Source organism: Cohnella cholangitidis (genome assembly GCF_014107495.1).
Taxonomy (GTDB): Bacteria; Bacillota; Bacilli; order Paenibacillales; family Paenibacillaceae; genus Cohnella; species Cohnella cholangitidis.
Window position 1 is genome coordinate 5,205,704 of the sequence record NZ_CP041969.1, and the last position, 23,825, is coordinate 5,229,528.

The window sequence follows — 23,825 nt, forward strand, 5'->3', positions numbered from 1 at the left end:
ATAAACGACTTAGGGAGGAGTAGACACAGGTATTTTGTAGTATTTTGCGGAAAAATAGCGGGAAATTCGAAAACATTTATTTTTTGCGGAAATCTCCGATCACGTCGATCGTTTGAACGACGTTCACGAACGCTTTCGAATCGATTTCTTTAATCATTTTGCGCAGGTCGGCCAGCTCGTACCGGGTCGCCACGGTCATCAGCATATCGCGTTCCTCGCTCGTGAAGGCGCCGCGGGTTTTGATGATCGTAACTCCCCTAGGAAGCTTTAAGAGCCGGGATGCCAGCTCTTGGGTCCGGTTCGTAACGATGAACGCGGTCACCTTGTGATGAGGGGTATGCACGGCATCAATTATTCTTCCCGTTAAATAGATCGACAGCATAGAATATAGGGCGGCATTCCAGTCGTCCTGCAAATAACCAAGCGCCGCCACGACGATCGTGTTCAGTAGCACGGTTAGAATACCGATAGGTATATTCCTGTAACGTGATATAATGGAGGCGATGATGTCAAAGCCACCTGACGAACCTCCGAATCGAAGCGCTGCCGTGGAGCCAAGCCCAACGAGCACGCCTCCGAACACGGAAGCCAGCAATCGGTCATCGGTCAGCTTGACTTCGGGGATGACTTGCAGGAAAAAAACCGTCGACAATACGGTGATCATACTGAGAGCGATAAATCTTTTCCCTAAAATCAAATATCCCCAGAGCAAAATCGGCACGTTCAGGGCAAAATACAGCCAGCCGATATTCCAACCGCTCAAGTAGCCTATGATCATTGCGACGCCGGAAAGCCCGCTGCTTAGCAGCCGTTCCGGGATAAGGAGCAATTGAAAGCCGCAGCCGACGGCGGCGGCGCTGATTATCATCAAAAATACGGGGCCGATTATGGCAATTCTTTTCATGTTAGCACTCCTTTGTAAGCGGAACGGGCTTCGTTTAGGTTCCCCTTGGAGAAGACGATCATTCAAAAGAAATGGTATTCTTTTCCTGAGACTAGAGTTTACAAACCGGTTTGTGCTATAATGAACTGATCATTTTTTTGGAAGCCGTAAGTTGAAGGCCCAACACAGAAGGAGATTGAAAAAGTTTGAGCACATTTGCAGAGTTTGGTTTGGAGTCCGACGTTCTTCAAGCCATATCGGAGATGGGATTTGAAGAGGCGACCCCAATCCAAGCGAAAGCCATTCCAGTTGCCATTGCAGGCAAGGATATGATCGGGCAAGCCCAGACGGGTACTGGTAAAACCGCAGCGTTCGGTATACCGCTGATCAGCAAGATTGCCGCATCGGAAGATCGCATTGTTGCCCTGATCATGGCCCCGACACGCGAGTTAGCTATTCAGGTGTCGGAAGAAATCGAGAAGCTTGGACGTTTCAAGGGACTGCGTTCCTTGGCTATATATGGCGGTCAAGACATCTCACGTCAGATTCGCTCCCTTAAGCGGAGACCGCAAATCATTATCGGAACACCGGGTCGTTTGTTAGACCACATCAACCGGAAAACGATCCGTCTAGACGACGTTCGGACGGTCGTATTGGATGAAGCGGACGAAATGCTGGATATGGGATTCATGGAGGACATCCAGTCCATCCTGAAGCTCGTTCCGGAAGAACGCCAAACGTTGCTGTTCTCGGCAACGATGCCGGCGAACATTCAGAAGCTCGCACAGCAATTTCTGCGCGAGCCGGAGCATGTCAAAGTAGAATCGAAGCTGCTAAGCGCGCCTCTGATTCAGCAGTATTACGTTGAAATTCAAGAACGGATGAAATTTGACGGACTGTGCCGTTTGCTGGACATGGAACCGCCTGAATTGGCAATCATCTTCGGTCGTACCAAGCGTCGCGTAGCTGAATTGTCCGAAGCGCTCATGAAGCGCGGATATGCATGCGATGGATTGCACGGCGATTTGTCGCAGAACCAAAGGGATACCGTTATGCGCAAATTCCGCGACGGCAGTATCGACATTCTTGTCGCTACCGACGTTGCGGCTCGCGGACTCGACGTATCGGGCGTAACGCACGTAATCAACTTCGATTTGCCGCAAGACCCGGAAAGCTACGTTCACCGGATCGGCCGTACCGGCCGTGCGGGTAAAGAAGGAACATCCTGGTCGTTCGTAACGGCTCGCGAAATCGATCATCTTCATTTCATCGAGAAAGTAACGAGACACCGGATTTCCAAGAAGTTGCTGCCTACGCTTTCGGAAGCGTTGGAAGGCAAACAAAAACTTATCGCAGAGCGCATTATGGACACCGTTCGCTCCGAAGAAGAAGTCAATCCGTTCAAATGGGTGGCTATGCAGCTTCTCGAGCAATACGATTCCGTTGAACTGCTCGCGGCAGCAATGAAAATGCTGACCGGCGACAAGAAAGACGTAAACATCGAGCTTACGCCGGAAGATCCGATTCGTTCCAAGAAGCGGAAATTCGAAGGCAACCGCGGCGGCGGTTACGGCAGCAGCAGCAGCGGTCGTCGATACGGAAGCGGCGGCGGAAGCGGCCAAGGCTCTTGGCGTCAAGGACAAGGACGCAGCGATTCCCGCGGCGGTTCCGGTTATGGCGGCGGTCAACGTAAGCCTTACAACGGCGGCAATCGTTCCAGCAGCAATCGCGATGATAGCAGTTACCGGGATTCGAATCGCGGCGGTCGTCCAGAGCGCCGGGAAGAATACCGCGGAAGCCGCTCTCAGAGCGAAGATTTCGTTAAAATCTAAGCCAGTAGCTTACTGACGAACGTCATCAGGGAGGAATCCCCATGGAAATGCGGGGCATGATGGGCGGCTTCTACAAGCTGTCCGAGTGGATCATGAGGTTGTCAGTTACGAACGTATTGTGGCTTCTCACTTCGATACCTTTTTGGTTTGTTTTGTTCACGGTATTCATGGCCCAACCGGCCAACGCGAATCCCGACGAATACGCAAACACGCTTAAATTAACAGTGATTCTGCTTGCGATTGTTGCCCCGTTTACCTTGTTTCCGGCGACCTCGGCGATGTTCTCGGTCGCCCGGAAATGGGTTCTAGGCGATACGGACGTTCCGCTTTTCAAAACCTTTTTCCGCAACTATAAGCAAAACTACGTTCAAGCGATGCTTGGCGGCATTGTCTATGCGTTGTTGTTCGCGATACTAATCATCGATTTCCAGGTTTATTTGAAACAAATGACCGGATTTCAATTGCTCGCGTACTTATTTATCGCTTTGATGGTGTTGTTGCTGATATCTTTGTTGCACTTCTTCTCGCTTTTATCGCATTTTCATATGAAAACGGTTCAGTTGCTTAAGAACGCCCTTATTCTGACGATCGGACGCCCGATTCGTTCCATTATTATGGCGATCGGAGCAGTGGCCGTTCTATTCATAAGCACGCGATTTACGTTCCTGCTCCCGTTCTTCTTCGGAAGTATCATTGCGGTGTATACTTTCTACAACTTCAATCTGGTCATCCAGAAAATGATGCTGCTTAAGGAAGAAGCCGAGACGGAAGCGGACTCCGAAACGGAAACCGACAAGGAATCCGATGAGGAAGAAGAGAAGAAATCCCAGAGCTAGCCATTTTACTTTTCTTATCCACCTGCTTATAATGAGAATAATCCTGCCTTGTGCGTTACGACGCTCTAATGTTTTGAACCAATGTTTGTTTCCAGGGAGCTCTAGATTGCCAAGTGGCTGACATGCCCTCGAAAAGGGAAGTCAAAAGCTGGGCTGCGGGCACCCACCTGCCAAAGCAGGTTCAGAAACATGCACGTCGGACGGCAATGGCGGGTTTTCTCTATCCTTGGACTTTAATCCCCGGGTTAGGCGTGGTAAGATAGAAGGTAGCGCGCCATGGGTACCCGGAGGGAGAGAGAGCATTGAAGCGATTGCTGATTGGATTAATCCGCAGCCACGAACATACGAGTGATAAGGCCAAAGATCCGAAGCTTAAATCTCATTACTATCGCCTTTCGAAAGATCGTGCTTGGGACGAGGTTAGTTCCATCCTCAAGAAGATGAAGGGCTACAAAGTTCTGCACGAGGTTCAGACGGTCGGCGAGATCGTCATGGAGAAGAAAACGATGTCCGGCCGTACGATGGATATCACGATCCAGATCGTCGGTACAAGCCCGGGCAACTCGGCGGTAGACATCTATTCGGCATCTCGGGGATCGCTTGGGGATCTGGGTGCGAATTACCGCATTATTCAAGAAATTTATAGCGTATTGGATCGCAAGCTGTCCTCATACAAAGTTTAGATAAATGTTGCCCGTGCAATAAGAAAAGCGAGGAAGGCGGTTGGCCTAACCTCGCTTTTGTTGTATTCGCAATCCCGTTTAGATCAAGCTTTTGACAGCGGCAAGCGCTGTTTCATAATTCGGATGTTCAGTCATTTCGTTCAAAACCTCGACGTATGTAATTTGGTTGTTGCCGTCGAGGACGAAGATCGATCTCATATCCAGGTGGAGTTCTTTAATGAATACGCCGTAGGATTTACCGAAGCTGTTTTCTTTGTAATCCGACAACAGGAACACGCGATCGACACCCGCTGCAGCGCACCAGCGCGCTTGCGCGAAAGGAAGGTCGGCGCTCACCGTGATGATCACGACGTTGTCGCCCAATTTGGAAGCTTCTTCGTTGAAGCGGCGAGTTTGCGCATCGCATACGCCCGTGTCGATCGAAGGGACGACGCTGATGAGTTTGACTTTACCGGCGTAATCGGACAGGGAAGACGTTTCGAGCAAGTTTTTGTTAAGAGTAAAATCGGGAGCGGAATCTCCTGCTTTCAACACGGGACCGATAAGGGTAATAGGGTTGCCTTTAAGTGTAGCTGCGCGTTCTTGGGACATGAATATAATCCTCCTTCATTGATAAGGTTTGCAGTAATCATTATAATCGTTTACGAATACCATTGTCCAATCATTGGAACAAGCGGATGGGCGTGGAAGGGGATAGGGAATTGGAACTTAGGCAACTGGAATACTTCGTGAGGGTCGCGAGACTGCAACACGTTACGAAAGCAGCGGAAGAACTGCACGTGGCCCAATCCGCGGTCAGCAGGCAAATCCACAGGCTGGAGGAAGAGCTTGGCATTCGCCTATTCATGCAGCGGGGACGTAACGTTCAATTGACTCCGGTCGGACAATTGTTCCTTCGACGCGCGGAAGCTTTGCTCGGCGATTTGGATCGGGCGGTCATGGAAATTCATGAGTTCCTGGATCCCGAGGTCGGCGAAATCAGGCTCGGATTTCCTCATAGCTTAGGTATCCACCTTGTACCCCAAGTCGTTGCCGCGTTCCGCAAGCAGCATCCGAACGTGAAATTCAGGTTCCGCCAGGGAATGTACCCTTCCTTGATTCGGGATATCGTCGACGCGGAAGTGGACATCGCCTTCATTTCGCCGTTCCCGGAGACCAGCGAGCAAGTAACGGGGGAGGTCGTGCTAACGGAGGAGCTATTCGCGATATTGCCCGATTCGCATCGGCTATCTATGAAGGAATCGATTAACCTTAACGAGCTTAAGGATGAAACCTTCGTTATCTACAGCGCCGGGTACTCATTGCGGCCGATCGTCTGGGAAGCCTGCAAGGAAGCCGGGTTTACGCCGAAGATCGGCTTCGAGGGAGAAGAGGCGGGGACGATTCGCGGCCTTGTAGCGGCAGGCATGGGCGTGAGCCTGCTGCCTGAAATGGCGATGTACGAGACGAGCTCGATGATGCCTGCCGTCGTCAAGATCAGCGAGCCCCGCGTTACCCGTACGATCGGGCTTATTCGGCGAACGGGCGAGAAGATGCCGCTTGTCGTACAGATGTTCCATGCGTTCTTGCTCGACTTCTTCAAGCACCAATATAAATCTCTTTGAGAATATCGCCATGGAAATAGAGGAAGCCCCGTCGGCTCAACCGACGGGGCTTCTTTGCGTCTATAGGGGATTGCTCATTCCCGATTGCTGTTCGCGAAAATCATAATATATTTGAGCAGCTCGAGCAGGGCGATCAGCGCGGCGGCTACATAAGTTAGAGCGGCGGCGTTTAATACTTTCGCTACTCCGCGTTCTTCCTCTTGCGTAATGAATCCTTCGGCAATCATCAAGTCGCGAGCGCGCGAGCTGGCGTTAAATTCGACGGGCAGCGTGACGAGCTGGAAAGCAACCGCGGCAGCGAAGAAGATAATTCCGATTCCGATCAAGTTCATCGAGTGGAATAGAAATCCCGCGATGAGCAGAAAGGGGGCTATTCCCGACGAGAGCCGAACGACCGGAAACATTTTGTGGCGCATCACCAGCATCGGATAGGAGTTCTGGTGCTGTATGGCATGTCCGACTTCGTGACAAGCGACGGATACGGCGGAAATCGAGCTTTCATAGTACACGGGTTCAGATAGGCGCACGATTCGGCTAACGGGGTCGTAGTGGTCCGAAAGCTTTCCGGGTACCGGTTCGATCGGAACATCGTGCAATCCGTTGCGATCAAGCATTCGCCTGGCCGCTTCGTAGCCGGTCAAGCCGCTTGCGCATCGCACGTCGGACCATCGGTTAAACGTACTCTTGACTCTGAACTGAGCCCATAGCGACAGGACAAAAGCGATAATAATCAGAAAATCCATCGGGTGAAAGAACATGATGTAATCCCTCCGCGTTGCTGGTTTAAGTCGTTGCTTGCTTTACATGAAGTTACTTTTCCCCAAAAGAAGAAGAAGCGCTTCTACGCAAGCTGCTGTTTGCGGCGTGATGGCACGGAAGAGTCGTTTAGCCTGTTGAGGCTTCAATTGCTCAAGAACGGGTTCTAATTCCTTGACTTCCCTTTCCAGCATGGCGAGATGGGCCTGCAGATCCGAAAGCTTGCGCGTCACGGTTTCGTCCGGTACTACCCGGCTTACGGAAGCGAATTGCTCGCGGATTTCTTCTAATGAGTATTTCTGTGCTTTCAATTGTTCAATGCGCCTTATGCGTGTAAGGGTTTCGTCGTCGTAAAGCCTGTAATTCCCGGTCGATCTTTTGGCTGGCGCCAACAGTCCCAAGCCGGTGTAATAATCGATTGTGCGAGGGCTAATGCCGGCCAAATTGGAAATTTCGCCAATCCGGTACAGGCGTGGGGCATTCATCGATCCGTTGCGCATCGATTCACCTTCTTTCCTGCTTGTAGCTTTATTGTACTATCATACCGAAAGGATAACCGTACAGTCAAACGTGTTACTTAGGCTCATGATTGCTGTTATTATAACGATTTGCCAAGGGTGTGGAATATTAACTAACACTATTTATAGAGATGTGAGGTATCCGCTGTACGAAGAGATGCGTAGAATGCATAAGACAGGAGAGTCTACGCCAAAGATTAGTGAAAATAGGGTCAGAATCCTAACATTAAACTCTATTTACAATGTTAATGTTAGATTTTTGGTGTAATTATTGAATTTATTTACGAAAACCGTATTGTCAAATCGTAATTATCAACCTATAATGACACTAAGCCTTTCTTAAAATGTTAAGAAACATTACACGTAGGGAGTGGTCGGTTTGATTAAGAAAAGTTTAGTATCGTTGGGTGCGCTTCTCGTGCTGTTTCCGACAATCGCGTTCGCAGAGGATCCATCCGCAGCGCAGCTTAACATGGGACTTAACGCGCTATGGGTAATGCTTGCGGCGATTCTGGTTCTGCTCATGCAAGGCGGATTTATTCTTCTGGAAGCCGGTTCGACAAGAATGAAGAACGCCGGCCACGTAGCAGGCAAAACGATTTTCACGCTTGGCTTGGCTTCGATCGTCTACTGGGCGGTAGGTTACGGATTCACATTTGGCGGCGACGCTTCCGAATCGCTGAACAAATTTATCGGATTAGGCAATTTCTTCTTCGATCCGGCAATCGCTTCGGAGGATAATGCATTACCTAGTTCCGTATTCTTCGTGTTCCAATTGGCATTCGCGGCGGTTTCGCTTTCCATCGCATGGGGCGGATTCGCGGAGCGGGCTAAATTGTCCGCTTACCTCATCTTTACTTTATTCTTCGTATCGGTAATCTATCCTGTTATCGCTCACTGGATCTGGGGCGGCGGTTGGCTTGCCAAAGACGGAGCGCAAGATTTCGCCGGATCGACGGTCGTTCACTTAACGGGCGCGATCGGCGCATTGGCGGCAACTATTCTGTTGAAGCCGCGTATCGGTAAATTCAACAAAGACGGTTCGGCCAACGAGATTCTTGGGCACAACCAAGTGTTCACCGCTCTAGCCGTATTGATTCTTTGGGTAGGTTGGTTCGGATTCAATGCAGGCAGTACGGTAGCGATCGGGGACGGATTCTTCGGTTTCGTCGCATTCAACACGCAATTGGGCGCGGCGGCCGGCGCGGTAGCGGCATTGCTCATCTCTTGGTTGGTTAACGGCAAGGCGGATATTACGACGATGTTAAACGGCGCATTGGCCGGCCTGGTCGCCATTACCGCATCTTGCGCATTCGTCGATCCATGGGCTGCGGTCGTAATCGGATTAGTTGCGGGCGTACTCGTATTCTTCAGCGCTAAATTTTTCGAGAAAATCAAAGTCGACGATCCGATCTTCGCGCTATCCGTTCACGGAGCGGCAGGAGTTTGGGGAACATTGGCGAATGGTTTGTTTGCTACGGAAGAATTGGCTGCCAAAGTCGGTATCGGTAAAGCGGGTCTATTCGAAGGCGGCGGTTGGGGACAACTGTGGGTACAATTCGAATCCGTCGTCGTATGCGGAGCGTTCGCGTTCCTTGCTTCCTTCATCGTACTGTGGGTCGTGAAACAAGTTATCGGATTCCGCGTTACGGAAGAGCAAGAAATTATCGGTCTGGATTTGAGCGAGCACGGTAACTACGGTTACCCTGAGCAAATGAAAAAAGCCGGTACTTCGGTCTGATTCAATAGTCCTTTCACCGGCGCAAATACAGGAGGGGTAGAAACCGCATGCATAATCCCACATGGGAGAAGCGGTTGCTTGACATCACCGGAGCCGAGGATCTTGAGCGATTGAGATCGATTAGGGAAAGCGAGCAATCCCGGTTGGCAACGGAGCTGTCCGCCTCTCCGGCATATGCGGTGATGGAGTCGTTGAACGAACTTCACGACGCTCTTATCGCTCAAGCGTTAAAGCTTGCGGAGAACGATCTGGCACGGTTGGGGCATGGCGTCCCACCCGTGCCTTATACGTATATGCTATATGGCAGCGGTGGGCGCTACGAGCAGACGATGTACAGCGATCAGGATAGCGGTCTCGTGTACGCGGATGCCTCGGATGAAGTCGAAGAGGAACGATGCCGCAATTATTTTCCCTTATTTGCTTCTACGGTCGTGCAGTTTTTAATCGCGTTAGGATATCCCCCGTGCGAAGGCAGCGTAATCGCATCGAATCCGGAGTGGTGTTTGCCGCTTCGGGGCTGGGAGGAAAAAATAGATAGATGGTTCAAGGAGCCGAGTTGGGAGAACGTCAGGTATTTGCTCATCGCGGCCGACGGACGCGCGTTATCGGACGATACGTCCCTGGCGGACAAACTGAAGGATCGGTTTTTCAACGATATGCTCGATCACCCGGTAATCGCCCGCAGGATGATGGAAAACACGATAAGGCACAAAGTGCTTGTCGGCGTGTTCGGTCAATTGTTGACGGAGAGATACGGAGAAGACGCAGGAAGCTTGGATATCAAATACGGCGCTTATATTCCGATGGTTAACGCATTCCGCTTGCTTGCGATGCAAGCCGGAATACGCGAAACGAGCACGATCAGGCGGATCGAAGCCTTGAAGCAAGCGAATATGCTCGGCGATTCCGAGGCGCAGGAGTGTCTGGAGGCTTTTGTCTTTTTCTTGAAAATGAGATTGCTGACGACGGGCTCGATCGAAGACGGCCAGTTGGTCGGTACGGGCAAAATCTCGTCTAAGCAACTGACGAAAGATATCAAATTTCCGCTGAAACAAGCATTGAAAGCCGGCAAAAAAATACAACGCAGAGTTCAAAGGGAGTTGCAGCACCGCTTCGGCGGGAGGTGAAAGCGATGAAGGAACCCAAAGATACGAATTCGATGGGCAGAATGTGGAATTTGTACAAGATGGGCGGGATAACGCCGGCTATCGCATCCATGTTAGGCTCGTCCAACGCTCAGCAAATGGCTTTTATCCGTTCCATGTCGCGAGACCAACGCAAGGAGAGCGCGTTGGAGTTGCAGCTATCGGAGATGGAGGCGGTTGTTTTCGACTTGGAAACGACCGGCTTCTATCCGTACAACGGCGATGAGATTTTGTCGATCGGCGGAGTCAAAATCCGCGGAGGGAACTTTGAAGAAACGGAGCCGTTTTATCGGCTCGTGAACCCGAAGAGAAAGGTTCCTAGACATATTACGGAATTAACGGGCATAACGAACGAGATGGCGGAAAATGCTCCGGATTTGATGCAAGCGTTGCATGATTTCATGGATTTCGTGGGAAAAAGAGTGTTGATCGCGCATGGCAGCGGACACGATAAACAATTTCTGAATAGCGCGCTATGGCGTACATCGAAGGTGAACTTGACGCATCGGATCGTCGATACGATGATGATCGCGAAGTGGCTCGAGCCCAAGGCGATACAATATGGGCTTGATGAAGTTTTGGATCGATACGGGGTAGAAGTGACGGAACGCCATCATGCGCTGCATGATTCGGTCATGACCTCTAAACTGTATTTTAAATTTCTGAAACTCATTACGGATAGGCATGTAACGACGCTAGGAGAGCTATACGCTTATTTAAGCCGACATTGACCATTAGGGTTCCTGACGAGTAATCGGCAAGGGTAACCATCCGTCTTGGGAATCCCGCACATATATCGCCATCTCGCAACCGTCCCGCGAGAGTCCGACAATCCAATAAGTGCCCCATGGGACGTAACCGAGCCCGTCGCTCAAGCTCGGAATTGGCGCCCCCTGCGGGTGGGAGTGAAAAAACCGACGATTTCTCGTTGGTTTTTTTGCGCGTCGTAATAAGCGGATATCCAATCTTCCGGGTGAAAGGCAAACGTATCGATCGGCGAAGCGGAACCGTTGCGAAGAAGGCTGAAGCCGTCTGCGGTCAAAACGCCGCCGATCGAAAGCGTGCCGTATACGACTCCGCAGCATTCATAAGGCAAACGCATCCGTGACGCGGATTCCAGGCCGCTCGCGAGCGCGTTATTTAAGATGACTTCCTTCACTTTGTTCATTTTCCCGTCATACCGCCTTTCGATCGAACAGCCTCTAGATTAGAGTATGGGCGATCACGGCGAGCAGGGCAACCCTTATTGCACCTGTTTTCCCGGCTTGACCAGGAAAAATACGAGTCCTAACGCGACCAGCGATAACAAGGAGACGGTGATGAATACGATTTGATGGGAGATTCCCATTAACCAGCCGAAGAGAGGGGGACCGAAGGCGACCCCGAAAAACCTCAAGCTGCTGTAGAGCGAGGTGATCATTCCCCTCTCCGCCTTCTCCACCGCGCCGGTAATCATCGTATTCAAGCAGGGGAGCAACAGACCCGTTCCGATGCTGCTGACGGTCAATAGACCGATAAACACGTACAGTTGGGTATTGAGCCAGATGGCTAGGGCTAACGAGACGACCATCAACGCTAAACCGATGTTCATCAGCCATCGCATGAGCACGCCGTTCTTGCGGATGACCGTTCCCGTCACGTATGCGGTTGCAACCATTCCGAAGAGCGGGATCGCCAGCACGAAGCCTTTTCGAACCCCTTCAATGGAATAAGGCGGTTTCTCGAGGATGTCCGACAGGAAAAAAAGAACGCCGAACAAGATGAATAACGCAAGGGAACCGCCGAAGAAAGAAGACACAAGCCATCGGCCGTTCTTGGAGAAAATTCGTTTGATCGATTGAACATATTGTTTCACGGGCGGAGGAGGCTCTTGTCGCTTCGGTTCTTTAATGAAGAAAAGGACGGCTAACAACGAAAGCAGGCAGAAAGCCGGAAAGGCAAAGAAAGCGGCGTACCAAACGATAAGAGCCAACAAGGAGCCTAGAATGGGACTAACGACTTTGCCTGTTCCATTGGAGGCCTCGATCAGTCCGAGCGCTTGACTTTCTTGTCCGTTCTTATACATGTCCCCGACAAGAGCCATCGCGATCGGAGCCGTTCCGGCTGCCCCGATGCCTTGTAACGCTCTTGCCGAGATGAGCACGCCGTAAGAATCCCATAAGGCTCCGAATCCGGCTAGAATACCCGCTCCCCCATACACGATAAGGGAGGGAATGATGACGGCTTTGCGGCTGAACCTGTCGGATAAATATCCTGCGAACGGAATGATGATAGCGGCGCATAAGGAAAATAAGCTGATGACCAAGCTGCTTTGGAATTGCGAAATTCCGAGCTTGTTTCTCAAAGTCGGCAATATCGGGACAAGCATCGAGTTCCCCAGAACGAGCACTAACGGAACCGTTGAAAGCGCGATATACTCGGCGATTTTGCTTTTGCGCCCGCCTTTGGAGCCCGGAGAAGATTCGGCATTTGCGTCCTCGTGCGTAGCTTGCGAAGAAATATCGCTTGTAAAGGTTACGGTAAGCTTATGCTTGGATTTCGTAGTCGTAGACAATCCGAAATTCCTCCTTGGAGTGAGCCGTTTGAAATTCGCAATAACGGGTTTAGAGTTTCCTTCCGGTAAGGCCAATATGCGCGAGCGCGATTGAAGAGCGCATGCGTTTCAGCGATCCGGTGACAGTTTTGTGGCTGAGGTTGGATGGGGACGCGTAATGGGGTAAGATAAAGGAAAACATCATGCTTGAAAAGAGTGGTTATCGATCATGAAAAGAAATATCGTCATATTAGCTTTGGTAGCGGTAGCCGTTATCGCCGTGTGGTTCTGGGATTCGTCGGACAAGGGGAAGCAAGATCAAGCGGCCGAGAGCTATGCAGGCGGAAAATTAGCGGAGGATATTCCGGCCAAGCCGGCTCCTAAACCGAACCATTATGCGCCTTCGGTTAGCCTTGCTTCACTGGATGGAACGACTTCTTACGATATTGGCGGCAAAAGGGATAAAGTTCTAATCATTAATTTCTGGGCGGCGTGGTGCGGGCCTTGCGAAGAGGAAGCGCCGGATCTCAAGGACATCTTCGAGACGCACAAGGATAAGCTGGATTTATACGCGGTGAACGCCACCAAATACGACAAGCTCAGGGAAGCGAAGGATTTCGTGAAAGAGCAGCAGATCGTGTTCCCCGTTATGACGGATCCAAAAGGCGAAGCGCTCGATTTGTACAAAGTGACCGGATACCCGGTTAGTTTCATCGTCGATCGGAACGGCGTCATTCGGCACCGGATCGAAGGGATCATTGACCGGGAGCAATGGGAGCTGTATTTGCAGGACGTTATTAATTCATAGCGAAAAAAATCATGAGGCTGTCCCTTGGGGCAGCCTCTTTGCCGTTTAACGATGAAGCAGGGGGGGAGGGGGCACTGGCGACAACGAAGGCCAAAAAAGCGCCTTCGTTGAGCGGAATCGGCCGGGTTTGAGGCGTGAAGGCCAAAAAAGCGCCTTCGTTTCCTTTGCAATAGGCAGAAAGTGAGCAAAAAAGCGGCAGTGCAGGATTAATCTCCTGTGCCGCCGCTTTTTCGACATTTCGTAATTGGGCATTCCGTTTAATGATTGACTAATCCGTGTATTCCGCCGGTGAATTCAGGTTCGAATTCGTCTTTGACCATGCCGAGCAATGCGTAGCGGATGCTATCGATCAGCGCTTCCCAGCTGGCTTCGATGACGTTGGAGGAGACGCCGACCGTGCTCCACGTATCCTTGAAATCCGTCGATTCGATCAATACGCGAACTTTGGCTGCCGTCGCATCCTTCTCGTCCAATACGCGTACTTTATAGTCGGACAGATGGATCTCGCGAATTCCGGGATAGAACTGGACTAAAGCTTTGCGCAGCGCGTTATCCAAGGCGTTCACCGGTCCGTTTCCTTCGGCTACGGTGTACACTTGCTCGCCGGCTACGGTAATTTTTACGATGGCTTCCGTGATCATCTGACCGGCTGTTTTCTCGACCATGATCTTGAAGGAGTCAACGGTGAAGGTTTGGACGGCGCCGCCGTAAGCATCTCTAAGGAGAAGCTCCAGCGAAGCGTCCGCGCCTTCGAATTGGTAGCCCTGATGCTCGAGGTCTTTAATGCGGTCGATCACCTCGCGGGATTTCATGCCTTCCGGGTTCACGTCAAGGCCCATCTCCTGCGCTTTCGACAGGATGTTGCTTTGGCCGGCCAGCTCGGATACAAGCACGCGTTGCTTGTTGCCGACGAGTTGAGGCTCGATATGCTCGTACGTCTTCGAATCCTTCATAATCGCGGAGACGTGGATTCCGCCCTTGTGGGCGAACGCGGCATTCCCGACGTAAGGCTGGTTAACGGGCATAATGACGTTCGCGATCTCGCTAACGTATCTGGCTACGCTGGTCAACGACTTTAATTGCTCGTTGCCGACGCACGTATAACCCATTTTTAATTGCAATGTAGGTAAAATAGAGCACAGATTCGCGTTGCCGCAACGTTCGCCGTAACCGTTAATCGTACCTTGGATTTGGCGGGCGCCGGCCGTAATGGCAGCCAGCGTGTTGGCTACCGCCAGCTCGCAGTCGTTATGGGTGTGAATGCCGATAGGAGCATCGATTTCCCTCACGACGCGGGATACGATCTCGCTGATCTCTCCCGGCAACGTACCGCCATTCGTATCGCAAAGAACGATCCATGCGGCTCCCGCGGCTTTTGCTTTGGCAAGGGCGGCTAGAGCGTATTCCGGATTGGCCTTATACCCGTCGAAGAAATGCTCCGCATCGAACAGGGCTTCCATACCGCTGTTCTTGACGAACGCGAGAGATTCGTAGATCATGGCCAAGTTTTCATCCAACGTCGTCTGCAGAGCCGTATGCACGTGGAAGTCCCAAGACTTTCCGACCAATGTGGCGGCTTGGGCTCCGGATTCCGTTAGATGTTTCAAATTAATATCTTGCTCGCAGGTGCTGTTCTTCCGGCGCGTGCTGCCGAAAGCCGTTAATTTCGCTTGAAGCTTCAACTCTCGGATACGGCGAAAAAATTCGATGTCTTTGTTGTTGCTGCCGGGATTTCCGCCTTCGATATAGTGGACGCCCAGAGCATCGAGCTTCAGGGCAATTTTGACCTTGTCCTCAGCGGTAAGGCTGATGCCTTCGCCTTGCGTACCGTCGCGCAAAGTAGTATCGAAAATACAAAGGGGAGTTGACATGCGTAACCGTAAAGCCTCCTTAAGTAAAAACAGGTGAAACTATTATATCATGGCTTGCCTTAAATGTAGAGAGCTACCGACCCGGCCGCTATGTTCGCGGCGTCCTATTTTGTATAATAAAAAAGAAGAACAGGAGGGATGAACGTGAGCGAGAGAGAGGACGCGAGCAGACGAAGAATCATTTTGCATATCGACATGAATGCTTTCTATTGCTCCGTTCATGCCGCCGAAGAGCCGGATGCATACAAAGGAAAGCCGACGGCCGTAGCCGGCAGCGTGGAGCTTCGCAAGGGGATCTTGGTGACAAGCTCTTACGAGGCCAGAGCTCAAGGGGTACGCACAGGAATGACGGTACGTCAAGCGCAGTCCGTATGCCCCGAATTGATTCTGATATCGCCGAATTTCGACCTTTATCGCAAATATAGCCGCGGATTCCTCCGCATAGCCGGCAATTATACTCCGTTAGTCGAAGCGGTATCGATCGACGAATGTTTCCTCGATATCACGGGAAGCTCCCAATTCGGGACGCCCATCGAGATCGCGGAGACGATCGCCAGAAGGGTGAAGGAAGAGCTGTCGCTGCCTTGTTCTATCGGAATAGCGCCGAACAAGCTTCTGGCTAAGATGGCGTCGGATATGCGCAAACCGGACGCGATTACGATTCTCCGCAGGCGCGAGGTGCCTAAGCTGCTCTGGGGCAAGCCTTGCCAAACATTGTACGGGATCGGCTCCCGGACCGCGGATAAACTAATGAAGCTGAACATAAGGACGATCGGCGATCTTGCCGGCTCGGACGAGAAGATGCTGATGGAGAGATTCGGCGTATACGGCGCGTGGATGAAGCAAGCTGCCAACGGGATCGACGAATCCCCGGTAGAACCTCTTCAGGATGCTCCGAAATCTATCGGGCATACGACGACGTTGCCGGCGGATTTGACCGAGAGGGAGCAATACCGCCGCGTCATGCTCAATCTTGCCGACCAGACGACCCGGAGGCTAAGGCATCAACGGATGGTATGCTCCACCATTCAAATTACGATTAGGGATCCGGATATGCGCACGATATCCAGATCGTCCACTATGGCGACGCCGACCGAAACGGCCGATGACGTGTACCGGGTCGCCTGTCGGCTCATGGACGCCCATTGGAAGGAAGGGAACCCGGTTCGGCTGCTGGGGATCACGTTGCAGGGACTGACCCCCAAAGAGGAAACTCCGCTTCAGTTGGATTTGTTTTCGTACGAAGAGAACCCCAAGAAGGAACGCTTGACGAATGTGATGGATATTTTGCGGGATAAGTACGGGGAGGGCGCGGTTTTGACCGCGGGAATGCTGGGTGACGATCCGTCGACGTTGATCCGAAATAAAAAGCTGCGGGGAACGTCTCTGCAGAAAGACTTTTTGCGCGATAAATCCGACGGAAATGAGAATGATTATTAAGTACTGGGCACGATAATATTGATCTGCTTTTTCGTTTGATCTTAGCTTCGTTTTGTATTATATTGGACAGTAGTGGACTACTATTAGTATTCGACTCGGATTGAAATTAGGAGGTTAACACTCATGGCTAAGTATACTTACGTAGATAAAGACACATGTATTGCTTGTGGCGCATGCGGCGCAACCGCTCCTGACATTTACGATTATGACGATGAGGGATTGGCGGAAACGATTTACGGAAACGATGGCAACCATGGTAACACGGAAATTCCGGAGGATCTGTACGACGATCTGCAAGACGCAGCGGATGGCTGCCCTACGGACTCCATTAAGATCGCGGAATCTCAGTTTAACATGTAATTCATAACGAAACGACGAAAGCCCTTTCCTAGGTACGATGACCTAGGAAAGGCTTTTTTTGTCATGGAATTCATGACTACCGTCATGAAAGTCATTTTTTGGACAATAATCAACAAAAAACCTAGTACCTGAGCTATAATAGAGGGTAATTGGAATCATTTACATAGGGTAGGCGGGATATCGTTTGAAAGAGCGGATTAAAAGAATTGCCATCGTACTGAACGTGCTGCTGCTCGTCGCGACGTATTTTGTTTATCAATCGCACTCTCTGCAGAAAATCGATAATTTGCTATTCGATTTCGATATGAAGAAGGTTGCGGATCATAATCCCGACCCAAGGATCGTGATGGTCGCCATCGATGACGCTTCGTTAGCGGAATTGGGAAGATTCCCTTGGGACCGGGCGGTCTATGCTCCGTTCCTGGCGAATTTGAACCAAGAGGGCAACCTGCCCAAAGCGATTGCGTTCGATATCATATTCGGCGAAGAAAGCGAGAATCCGGATAGCGACATGGCCTTCGCGGAAGCTTTGGCCAGCTATCCTAACGTGATTTTTCCCGTAACGGGAATAATGGGAGACGTGTTCAGCACGTCGATCGCCAAACGCGATGAGCTGATCAAAGCCCAAGCGATCGCGAAGCCTTACGAGCTGTTCTCCGATCTCGTCCAGCTTGCGCATATTAATCGCGTCGTGAGCAAAGACAGCGTCATCCGCCAGACCTGGTTGAACATTCAAGGCCCCGACGGGGAAGTCGTTCCTTCGTTGGCGTGGAAAGCGGCGGAGATGGCCGGAGCCGATCTGAGCAAATACGCCGATCTTACCGATCCGATCAAATCGGGCGAACCCGTCGCGAAGAATACCGTCACGATCGACTTCCAGCTAGAGACGGACGATTTCATGACCGTGTCGTTCGTAGACGTGCTCAACGGCGCGTTGCCGCCCGATTTGTTCAAAGACTCCATCGTCTTTGTCGGTTTCACTGCCGTAGGATTATCTAGCGACGGCGGGCAGGATACAGGCGCATCCCCGATCGAGAAAAACTTCAAACTGATGTACGCGCACGCGAATATCACCAACCAATTGCTAAAAGGGACGAACGTATCCTACTTACCGAACTGGGTTGAACTGAGCTTGACGCTGCTGCTGTTCGCTTTGTTCGTGTTTATTCCGTGGAGATTGAAGAACGTATACTCGATTCTTATCTTCTTGGTTGTATTTGCCGGCATTCTCTACGGACAATTCGCCGTCTATCAATCTTCGGCTCTTCATATCAATATCGTTTACGCCATGCTCGCGATGATGCTGGCCTATCTGGCCAACGTGTCGCTCAAATCGTACATGGACAGCGTTCAGAAGAGCTTCGTTACCCGCCAGTTCGGGCGTTACATTTCTCCGGATCTCGTTAAACAGATCGTCGCCCAAGATATCGAGATCAAGCTGGGCGGAGACTTGAAGCTGATCACCATTCTGTTCTTGGATATCCGGGGCTTTACCCCGCTGTCGGAGAAGCTGTCCCCGCCGGAGCTCGTCGATACGTTAAACACGATGTTTAACATGATTACCGAGACGACGCTCAGAAACGAAGGCACCATCGACAAGTTTATCGGGGATGCGGCGATGATTTTGTTCAACGCTCCTCTTGAAGTCGTCGAACACGAACGGATGGCGGTCAAGACCGCTTACGAAATCCAGCAAGGCATGAACAAAATCCGCAACGAGATCATGGAGAAATACCAATGCGAAGTAAACGTCGGGATCGGAATTCACACGGGTAACGTCGTCGTAGGCAACATCGGCTCTTATCTGCGGGTCGACTATACGGCGATCGGAGATAACGTCAATATCGCGGCCCGGATCGAATCGCAGACGAAAAAGGGACAAGTTCACGTTTCCGAGCAAGTCTACGAAAAAACGAAAGACTACTTCCTGTTCGATGAAGGGGAAGACCGCATGTTCAAAGGGAAGTCCCATCCGATTCGCGTATATGAAGTTCTTGGCGTGAAAGCATAAACCTCCGTTTGAGAGGAAGAGATCTGCCTTATTTTTACTTAATCTAACAAATCGAACTGAACAGATTCTGAAAAATCGAAGGGAGATAGACAAATGAGAAAAACGACGATTCGATTACTAGCAGTGTTGCTTGCTCTACTGCCTCTATTGGGCGTATGGACGGGAACGACATCTGCGGCTTCGTCTCGCGTGGCGGTCATTAGCGAACTGAAAGGGACCGTCAAGGTCAAGAAAGCGGGAGGTACGAAAGAATTTACTGCGTTCGCCAAGATGAGCTTGAACGAGGGCGACGTGCTGTCGACAAGCAAGGATTCTTACGCGGAATTGCAATTCGCCAACGGTTCCTCGCAGGACGATCGGATGACCGTTGCCGAAAACTCTACGCTGACGTTCTCCAAGCTGTCTGACGGCAAAGGCACCCGGACGAAGATCAGCATGCTGAAAGGAACGACCTGGTTCGAGGTCAAGTCTATCAAGACGGCGCAAGACGAGTTTCAATTAGAGACTCCGACTGCGATAATGGGCGTCCGCGGAACGAAAGTCGTAACGATCGTTGATCCGATTACGGGGGCTACGAAAACGATTACGATCGCAGGAATCGTTAACGTTCAACCGGCAGGACAGCCGGGACCGAATCCGCCTTCGATCCTTGTATTTCCATCGCAACAAATCTCCTTATTCCCGCCGGTCGGTCCAGCCGTCCCTTATTTGCCGAATCACCCAAGCGTCGTGCAAATTCCATCCGCGGTAAGCACGACACCGCCGAAAATCATCGAAAAAATCATTCAATCCGCGAGCGAGATCCAAGAAGAAAACGACAAATTGATGCAGAAATTGCGCGATCAGCTGAATCAAGGAATCCCGAACGGTCTCGCGACTCAGTCGGGGCCGGTCAACACGGCGGAAGACTTAAATAGATTCCTCCAAAACTTCGATAATCTCCTTGGGAATTTGGCGAAGGAAGCGATCAATCAGAAGAAAATCAACGATGATCAAATGCGGAGAATCATCGAAGAAGCGAATAGCAAAATCAACGATCCCGCGAAAAAGTTGGATCTGGATAAAACAAAGCCGCTCGATCCGGGAAGCGGAGTAGATCCCGAACTGGAGAAAGCCAAACAACTGGAGTTGCAAGCTAAAGCTAAATACGAGCAAGAACAAAGGCAGCTTCTCGAAAATCAACAAAGGCTGGCTGCCTTGCTGGCGAAAATTGAAGCGGATAAAAAAGCGATTGACGAAGCAAACAAGAAGGCCGCGAAAGAGGCTGCGGATAAAGCCGCGGCACAACTCAAATCGCAGTTGGACGAAACGGCGCGCAAAGCATTCGAAGATAGACAGAAGCAAAATAATCCGCCTACTACGTCATCGTCAGGTGGTTCAAGCAGCGGTGGCGGCAGCCCAGGTGGCGGCACTCCTGGTGGCGGCACTCCGGCGCCGGCAAGCAAGCTAGCCACGCTGAGCATCTCTTCAGGGACATTGAATTTCGATCCGATTTCTTCCGTGCGTACTTATTCCGTTGACGTAAGCCATGAAGTGAGCTCGGTAACGATCTCCGCGACGGCGTCTTCCGGTTCTACGATTCGGATTAACGACGGGGCGGCTGCCACGAACTCGGCGAGCGCGATCATCCCGTTGCCTAACGTTGGCGCGCATACGGTCACGGTTAAAGTGACGGAGCAGGGTAAACAGCTTACCACTTATACTCTTACCGTTAACCGTGGCGCTCCGGGACCGATAACTCTCCCTGACGGAATAACGAATTGGAAAACTACGAATTCGGCTGGCGGAGACGTGACGTGGAAAAAAATAGTGCTACCGGAAACTTACGAAGGACCGGAAAATCGATACTCTTCATACGTCGAAGAATCGATAACCTCTCTTTTCCTAAATATGAGCTTCATCGAGGATGTTCAAAGCGTTTCGATTTATAGCGTAAATGAAGATACTCAGCTTTTTAATACGCAAAGAGAGCCTGAAGGTCCGGCTATTGCGTTGACCAATATCTCTCTCCCTCTAGACGATCACGAATTGTATTCCCGTTTCGATATCGTTTATAAAGTAGTTTCCGGGGACGAAGATTACCAATATCATGCGATAGAACTGATTGTTCAGAAGGGGCAGTCCAATGCGGAACAATTAACGTTAGATAATATAGGCATTCGGTACGGAGAAACCCAAATTCTTGATGTACAGCAGTTGAGTGATAGCGAGTATTTTGCGTTAGCAGGGACGGAAATAGCGGAATATGGCGGGGAAATAGCGATAGTGCCAAACTTTAACAAAGATATTGCAATGGTCGAAGTCATTTTTAATGGAAGTGTTGTCGAATACGGTAACTTTGGATATGAAATTTCGCTCGAAGAAGAAGATGAAGAAGAAGAGGTAGGATTAGAAGAAAAATGGTTCGACGTTACGATACGTGTATGGGACTTGGCCAAGGAACAGCATGGCAGCACGGATTATAAGTTAAGCATTTGGTATGGAGAAACAATTCCAACGGAATTTTTAATTTCTAGCTTTGGCGCAGCAGACCAGTCGGACGTTCCGGTAACAGTAGCTTCTGCTACGTATGATCCGTTGAACCTTTATGCTGAAGTGGCGGCCGGAACGACAGAAGTTAAGCTGAAACCGATCCTTGCGTTGGGAACTGAAGTAGCAAAAGTGGAATATTGGAATGATGGTACTCCGCTAGAGGTAACGAGAGCCTCGACTTCCGATCCTTACATTATTCCATTCAATGGTGTAGATAGGGAAGTAACCGTGCAGCTCAAATCAGGAGACAGAAAATGGCAATACATGGTGACTATTATTACCGAGATCAATCCTGAGCTACTGAATGTGGACATGATCAACCGTACCGATGGTTATATTAACTTTTTAGCGAGTCTTTCTCCTTCCGGTAATCATTTCGGATATACAGCGCCGTATAACGTATATTATTTTACGTTTACACCTGTGACTAGCCATGAGAACGTTGAAGTGCTAATCAATGGAGAGAGTAGCAAGGAGATAGGATTAAGTTTAGAAATGTATCCTCTCTCGGAGGGCGCGAAGGTATTTACGATCGTAGTCGTATCGCCTTCCGGAAAAAATTCTAACTCGTATACCTTAATCGTAAATCCATATACGGTCTAACGTAAGAAAGATAGAAACAGAGGAGATTTTAAATGAAAAAACAACTTAGCACGTTAAGTCTTCTTACGCTAGGCCTGTCCCTAGCCCTCCCATCCGTCGCGCTTGCCGCGCCGGATACGGGCTGGACGAAATCTACCAAGCTCTATGAAGTTCGTACTTGGACGGGACAGCCCCAATGGGGACATACGGACGGAACTTTGAAATCCGCTACGTTATTTCATCCGCGTTCCGTAGTGGTTCTTCCGGACGGAAAGCTGTTGGTCGCGGATCGGGACAATCATCTGCTGCGCGAGGTTTCGACGGACAAAGTGTCGACTTACGGCGGTCTGATCGTCGGTCAGTCCGAACCCAATACGTTCATCGGGGCATATAACGACGATGCGAAGGCGCAAGCCGCCTTCAATCGTCCGGCCGGGTTGGCCACGGATGCCCAAGGCAATATCTACGTGGCGGATTCGGGCAACCATGCGATTCGTAAAATATCGAAGGACGGCAAGGTAACGACGCTTGCGGGTAACGGGGTAATGGGAAGCAAAGACGCAACGGGAAAAGAAGCGTCATTCCATTCTCCGTCCGACGTCGCCGTAGATTCCAAAGGAACGGTTTACGTCGCCGATACGTTGAACCATACGATCCGCAAAGTGTCATCGGATGGCGTCGTAAGCACGCTAACGGCGCTATCTGAGAGAGTAATCGAGGATTCTCCCGGCAGCGCGGATTTCGTGGGCGACTATGCGGACGGTGCGATTGCCAAAGCCAAATTCAATGAGCCAAGCGGGCTCGTCGTAGACGCGAAAGACAATCTCTATGTAAGCGACCGCGGGAATCAGAGAATCCGATATTTCGACTTCGCCAAAGGCACCGTATCGACTATTGCCGGCGGCAATCAACCTGCTCCCGGAACTTCGATCTATGCTCAAAACGCTTCTTATATAGTAGGGGATTTTCAAGACGGAGTAGCAGCAAACGCTAGATTCAACGGGCCTGAAGGCTTGGCGTTGACTAGCGATGGATCGCTGCTAGTTGCCGATAGCGAAAATCATGCGATTCGAATGATTAAAGACGGCCAAGTGACTACAGTAGCGGGTGTTCCGGCAGAATACGGCACCGCTGACGGCGTGATCGGATCGGCTCGATTGAACCATCCAACGGATGTTGCCCTTCTCGCGGACGGGCGTCTGGCCATTGCCGACGAGCTCGGAAACAAGATTCGTATTTTGCAGAAATACGCCAAACCTGCCGCGATTCCGGCCGACCAATCGATCACAGTTATTCTTAACGGATCGCTTGTCCGTACGGAAGTCCCGGCTCAAGCGAAGGCAAGCGCGGTTATGCTTCCGGTGCGAAGCGTTGGTAACGCCCTAGGTTATGAAGTCGAATTCGATAAGAAAACCGGCGCGGCGATCTTGTCGAAGAACGGCGTCGTTTATACGATCGTCAGCGGAGCAAGCACGGTCACGAAAACGGTAAACGGTTCGAAACAGACGTTAACTTTGAATGCTCCGGCAATCGAAGCGAACAACCGCCTATTCCTTCCCGTTCGATTCTTTGCATCGGAGAGCGGACTGGATATTCAGTGGGATTCGGAAGCGAAGATCGTCGTCATTCGCGATCCGATATTCTGATTGGCTTGAGCTCACGAAGACTTGGCTGGCGCTTCTTCAAGAAG

At 50.8% G+C, this 23,825-nt stretch carries 20 protein-coding genes and 1 other RNA gene; 14 read left to right on the forward strand and 7 right to left on the reverse strand.

The genetic code is table 11. The annotated features are described in order from the left end of the window. Window positions 1-76 precede the first annotated feature (76 nt). Window positions 77-904, reverse strand: a complete 828-nt coding sequence (locus FPL14_RS23990) for a YitT family protein (protein WP_182300107.1) — start codon at window positions 902-904, stop codon at window positions 77-79. Window positions 905-1,089: 185 nt separating this feature from the next. Here FPL14_RS23990 and FPL14_RS23995 point away from each other — a divergent pair, with 185 nt between their 5' ends. The 4 genes from FPL14_RS23995 (at window position 1,090) to FPL14_RS24010 (ending at window position 4,234) form a co-directional block, all read left to right on the forward strand. Further along, the gene (locus tag FPL14_RS23995) at window positions 1,090-2,715 is read left to right on the forward strand and encodes a degradosome RNA helicase CshA (protein WP_229263645.1); all 1,626 of its coding nucleotides are present in this window, start codon (window positions 1,090-1,092) and stop codon (window positions 2,713-2,715) included. A gap of 41 nt (window positions 2,716-2,756) precedes the next feature. Then, complete coding sequence (locus FPL14_RS24000; RefSeq protein ID WP_182300108.1) at window positions 2,757-3,551, forward strand: YesL family protein; 795 nt, start codon at window positions 2,757-2,759, stop codon at window positions 3,549-3,551. 37 nt (window positions 3,552-3,588) lie between these two features. Then, a non-coding RNA gene (gene ssrS, locus FPL14_RS24005) (6S RNA) lies at window positions 3,589-3,771 on the forward strand. Between the two features lie 82 nt (window positions 3,772-3,853). Then, window positions 3,854-4,234, forward strand: coding sequence for a DUF1499 domain-containing protein (locus tag FPL14_RS24010; protein WP_182300109.1), 381 nt, complete (start codon window positions 3,854-3,856; stop codon window positions 4,232-4,234). 78 nt (window positions 4,235-4,312) lie between these two features. On the opposite strand, the gene tpx is transcribed toward FPL14_RS24010, so the two are convergent. Then, window positions 4,313-4,825: a thiol peroxidase gene (gene tpx / locus FPL14_RS24015; RefSeq protein ID WP_182300110.1), complete on the reverse strand. Its 513-nt coding sequence runs from the start codon at window positions 4,823-4,825 to the stop codon at window positions 4,313-4,315. A gap of 110 nt (window positions 4,826-4,935) precedes the next feature. On the opposite strand from tpx, the gene FPL14_RS24020 reads away from it, so the two are divergent. Beyond that, window positions 4,936-5,838, forward strand: a complete 903-nt coding sequence (locus FPL14_RS24020) for a glutamate biosynthesis transcriptional regulator GltC (protein ID WP_182300111.1) — start codon at window positions 4,936-4,938, stop codon at window positions 5,836-5,838. A 74-nt stretch (window positions 5,839-5,912) separates the two neighbouring features. Here FPL14_RS24020 and FPL14_RS24025 read toward each other — a convergent pair whose 3' ends face one another. Both FPL14_RS24025 and FPL14_RS24030 read right to left on the reverse strand, forming a co-directional pair. Next, the gene (locus FPL14_RS24025; RefSeq protein ID WP_182300112.1) at window positions 5,913-6,596 is read right to left on the reverse strand and encodes a zinc metallopeptidase; all 684 of its coding nucleotides are present in this window, start codon (window positions 6,594-6,596) and stop codon (window positions 5,913-5,915) included. A 42-nt stretch (window positions 6,597-6,638) separates the two neighbouring features. Further along, window positions 6,639-7,094: a MerR family transcriptional regulator gene (locus FPL14_RS24030; protein WP_182300113.1), complete on the reverse strand. Its 456-nt coding sequence runs from the start codon at window positions 7,092-7,094 to the stop codon at window positions 6,639-6,641. Window positions 7,095-7,491: 397 nt separating this feature from the next. Between FPL14_RS24030 and FPL14_RS24035 the strand changes: the two genes are divergently transcribed. The 3 genes from FPL14_RS24035 to FPL14_RS24045 are packed head-to-tail and all read left to right on the forward strand — an operon-like array spanning window position 7,492 to window position 10,729. Continuing rightward, entirely contained in the window at window positions 7,492-8,853 is a 1,362-nt protein-coding gene (locus FPL14_RS24035) for an ammonium transporter (protein WP_182300114.1), read from the forward strand. Window positions 8,854-8,900: 47 nt separating this feature from the next. Then, window positions 8,901-9,980, forward strand: a complete 1,080-nt coding sequence (locus FPL14_RS24040) for a DUF294 nucleotidyltransferase-like domain-containing protein (RefSeq protein ID WP_182300115.1) — start codon at window positions 8,901-8,903, stop codon at window positions 9,978-9,980. A gap of 5 nt (window positions 9,981-9,985) precedes the next feature. Then, on the forward strand, window positions 9,986-10,729 hold the full coding sequence (locus tag FPL14_RS24045) for an exonuclease domain-containing protein (protein WP_182300116.1): 744 nt from the start codon (window positions 9,986-9,988) through the stop codon (window positions 10,727-10,729). Window positions 10,730-10,869: 140 nt separating this feature from the next. Here the strand turns inward: FPL14_RS24045 and FPL14_RS24050 are convergent, their stop codons facing one another. Both FPL14_RS24050 and FPL14_RS24055 read right to left on the reverse strand, forming a co-directional pair. Beyond that, the gene (locus tag FPL14_RS24050) at window positions 10,870-11,166 is read right to left on the reverse strand and encodes a M67 family metallopeptidase (protein ID WP_182300117.1); all 297 of its coding nucleotides are present in this window, start codon (window positions 11,164-11,166) and stop codon (window positions 10,870-10,872) included. 75 nt (window positions 11,167-11,241) lie between these two features. Beyond that, the gene (locus FPL14_RS24055; RefSeq protein ID WP_182300118.1) at window positions 11,242-12,552 is read right to left on the reverse strand and encodes an MFS transporter; all 1,311 of its coding nucleotides are present in this window, start codon (window positions 12,550-12,552) and stop codon (window positions 11,242-11,244) included. Between the two features lie 208 nt (window positions 12,553-12,760). Between FPL14_RS24055 and FPL14_RS24060 the strand changes: the two genes are divergently transcribed. Then, entirely contained in the window at window positions 12,761-13,339 is a 579-nt protein-coding gene (locus tag FPL14_RS24060; protein WP_182300119.1) for a TlpA family protein disulfide reductase, read from the forward strand. Between the two features lie 257 nt (window positions 13,340-13,596). Here the strand turns inward: FPL14_RS24060 and cimA are convergent, their stop codons facing one another. Further along, window positions 13,597-15,210: a citramalate synthase gene (gene cimA, locus FPL14_RS24065; protein ID WP_182300120.1), complete on the reverse strand. Its 1,614-nt coding sequence runs from the start codon at window positions 15,208-15,210 to the stop codon at window positions 13,597-13,599. Between the two features lie 144 nt (window positions 15,211-15,354). On the opposite strand from cimA, the gene FPL14_RS24070 reads away from it, so the two are divergent. The 5 genes from FPL14_RS24070 to FPL14_RS24090 all read left to right on the forward strand — a co-directional run bounded on the left by FPL14_RS24070 (window position 15,355) and on the right by FPL14_RS24090 (window position 23,781). After that, window positions 15,355-16,650, forward strand: a complete 1,296-nt coding sequence (locus FPL14_RS24070) for a DNA polymerase IV (protein WP_267875389.1) — start codon at window positions 15,355-15,357, stop codon at window positions 16,648-16,650. A 123-nt stretch (window positions 16,651-16,773) separates the two neighbouring features. Beyond that, window positions 16,774-17,010 (forward strand): ferredoxin, encoded by a 237-nt coding sequence (locus FPL14_RS24075; RefSeq protein WP_182300122.1) that lies wholly within the window; start codon window positions 16,774-16,776, stop codon window positions 17,008-17,010. A 184-nt stretch (window positions 17,011-17,194) separates the two neighbouring features. Then, window positions 17,195-19,021, forward strand: coding sequence for a CHASE2 domain-containing protein (locus FPL14_RS24080; protein WP_182300123.1), 1,827 nt, complete (start codon window positions 17,195-17,197; stop codon window positions 19,019-19,021). A 93-nt stretch (window positions 19,022-19,114) separates the two neighbouring features. Further along, entirely contained in the window at window positions 19,115-22,156 is a 3,042-nt protein-coding gene (locus FPL14_RS24085) for a cadherin-like beta sandwich domain-containing protein (RefSeq protein ID WP_182300124.1), read from the forward strand. A 32-nt stretch (window positions 22,157-22,188) separates the two neighbouring features. Further along, a complete protein-coding gene (locus FPL14_RS24090) occupies window positions 22,189-23,781 on the forward strand; it encodes a stalk domain-containing protein (RefSeq protein ID WP_182300125.1) in 1,593 nt (530 codons plus the stop codon). The last annotated feature ends 44 nt before the right edge of the window (window positions 23,782-23,825 follow it).

Excerpts from the sequence above, each read along its gene's own strand:
- FPL14_RS24045 (WP_182300116.1), top strand. The coding sequence starts at position 9,986 with ATGAAGGAACCCAAAGATACGAATTCGATGGGCAGAATGTGGAATTTG.
- cimA (WP_182300120.1), bottom strand. The coding sequence starts at position 15,210 with ATGTCAACTCCCCTTTGTATTTTCGATACTACTTTGCGCGACGGTACG.
- FPL14_RS23990 (WP_182300107.1), bottom strand. The coding sequence starts at position 904 with ATGAAAAGAATTGCCATAATCGGCCCCGTATTTTTGATGATAATCAGC.
- FPL14_RS24050 (WP_182300117.1), bottom strand. The coding sequence starts at position 11,166 with ATGAACAAAGTGAAGGAAGTCATCTTAAATAACGCGCTCGCGAGCGGC.
- FPL14_RS24060 (WP_182300119.1), top strand. The coding sequence starts at position 12,761 with ATGAAAAGAAATATCGTCATATTAGCTTTGGTAGCGGTAGCCGTTATC.
- FPL14_RS24075 (WP_182300122.1), top strand. The coding sequence starts at position 16,774 with ATGGCTAAGTATACTTACGTAGATAAAGACACATGTATTGCTTGTGGC.
- FPL14_RS24090 (WP_182300125.1), top strand. The coding sequence starts at position 22,189 with ATGAAAAAACAACTTAGCACGTTAAGTCTTCTTACGCTAGGCCTGTCC.
- FPL14_RS24025 (WP_182300112.1), bottom strand. The coding sequence starts at position 6,596 with ATGTTCTTTCACCCGATGGATTTTCTGATTATTATCGCTTTTGTCCTG.
- FPL14_RS24085 (WP_182300124.1), top strand. The coding sequence starts at position 19,115 with ATGAGAAAAACGACGATTCGATTACTAGCAGTGTTGCTTGCTCTACTG.
- FPL14_RS24040 (WP_182300115.1), top strand. The coding sequence starts at position 8,901 with ATGCATAATCCCACATGGGAGAAGCGGTTGCTTGACATCACCGGAGCC.
- tpx (WP_182300110.1), bottom strand. The coding sequence starts at position 4,825 with ATGTCCCAAGAACGCGCAGCTACACTTAAAGGCAACCCTATTACCCTT.
- FPL14_RS24000 (WP_182300108.1), top strand. The coding sequence starts at position 2,757 with ATGGAAATGCGGGGCATGATGGGCGGCTTCTACAAGCTGTCCGAGTGG.
- FPL14_RS24030 (WP_182300113.1), bottom strand. The coding sequence starts at position 7,094 with ATGCGCAACGGATCGATGAATGCCCCACGCCTGTACCGGATTGGCGAA.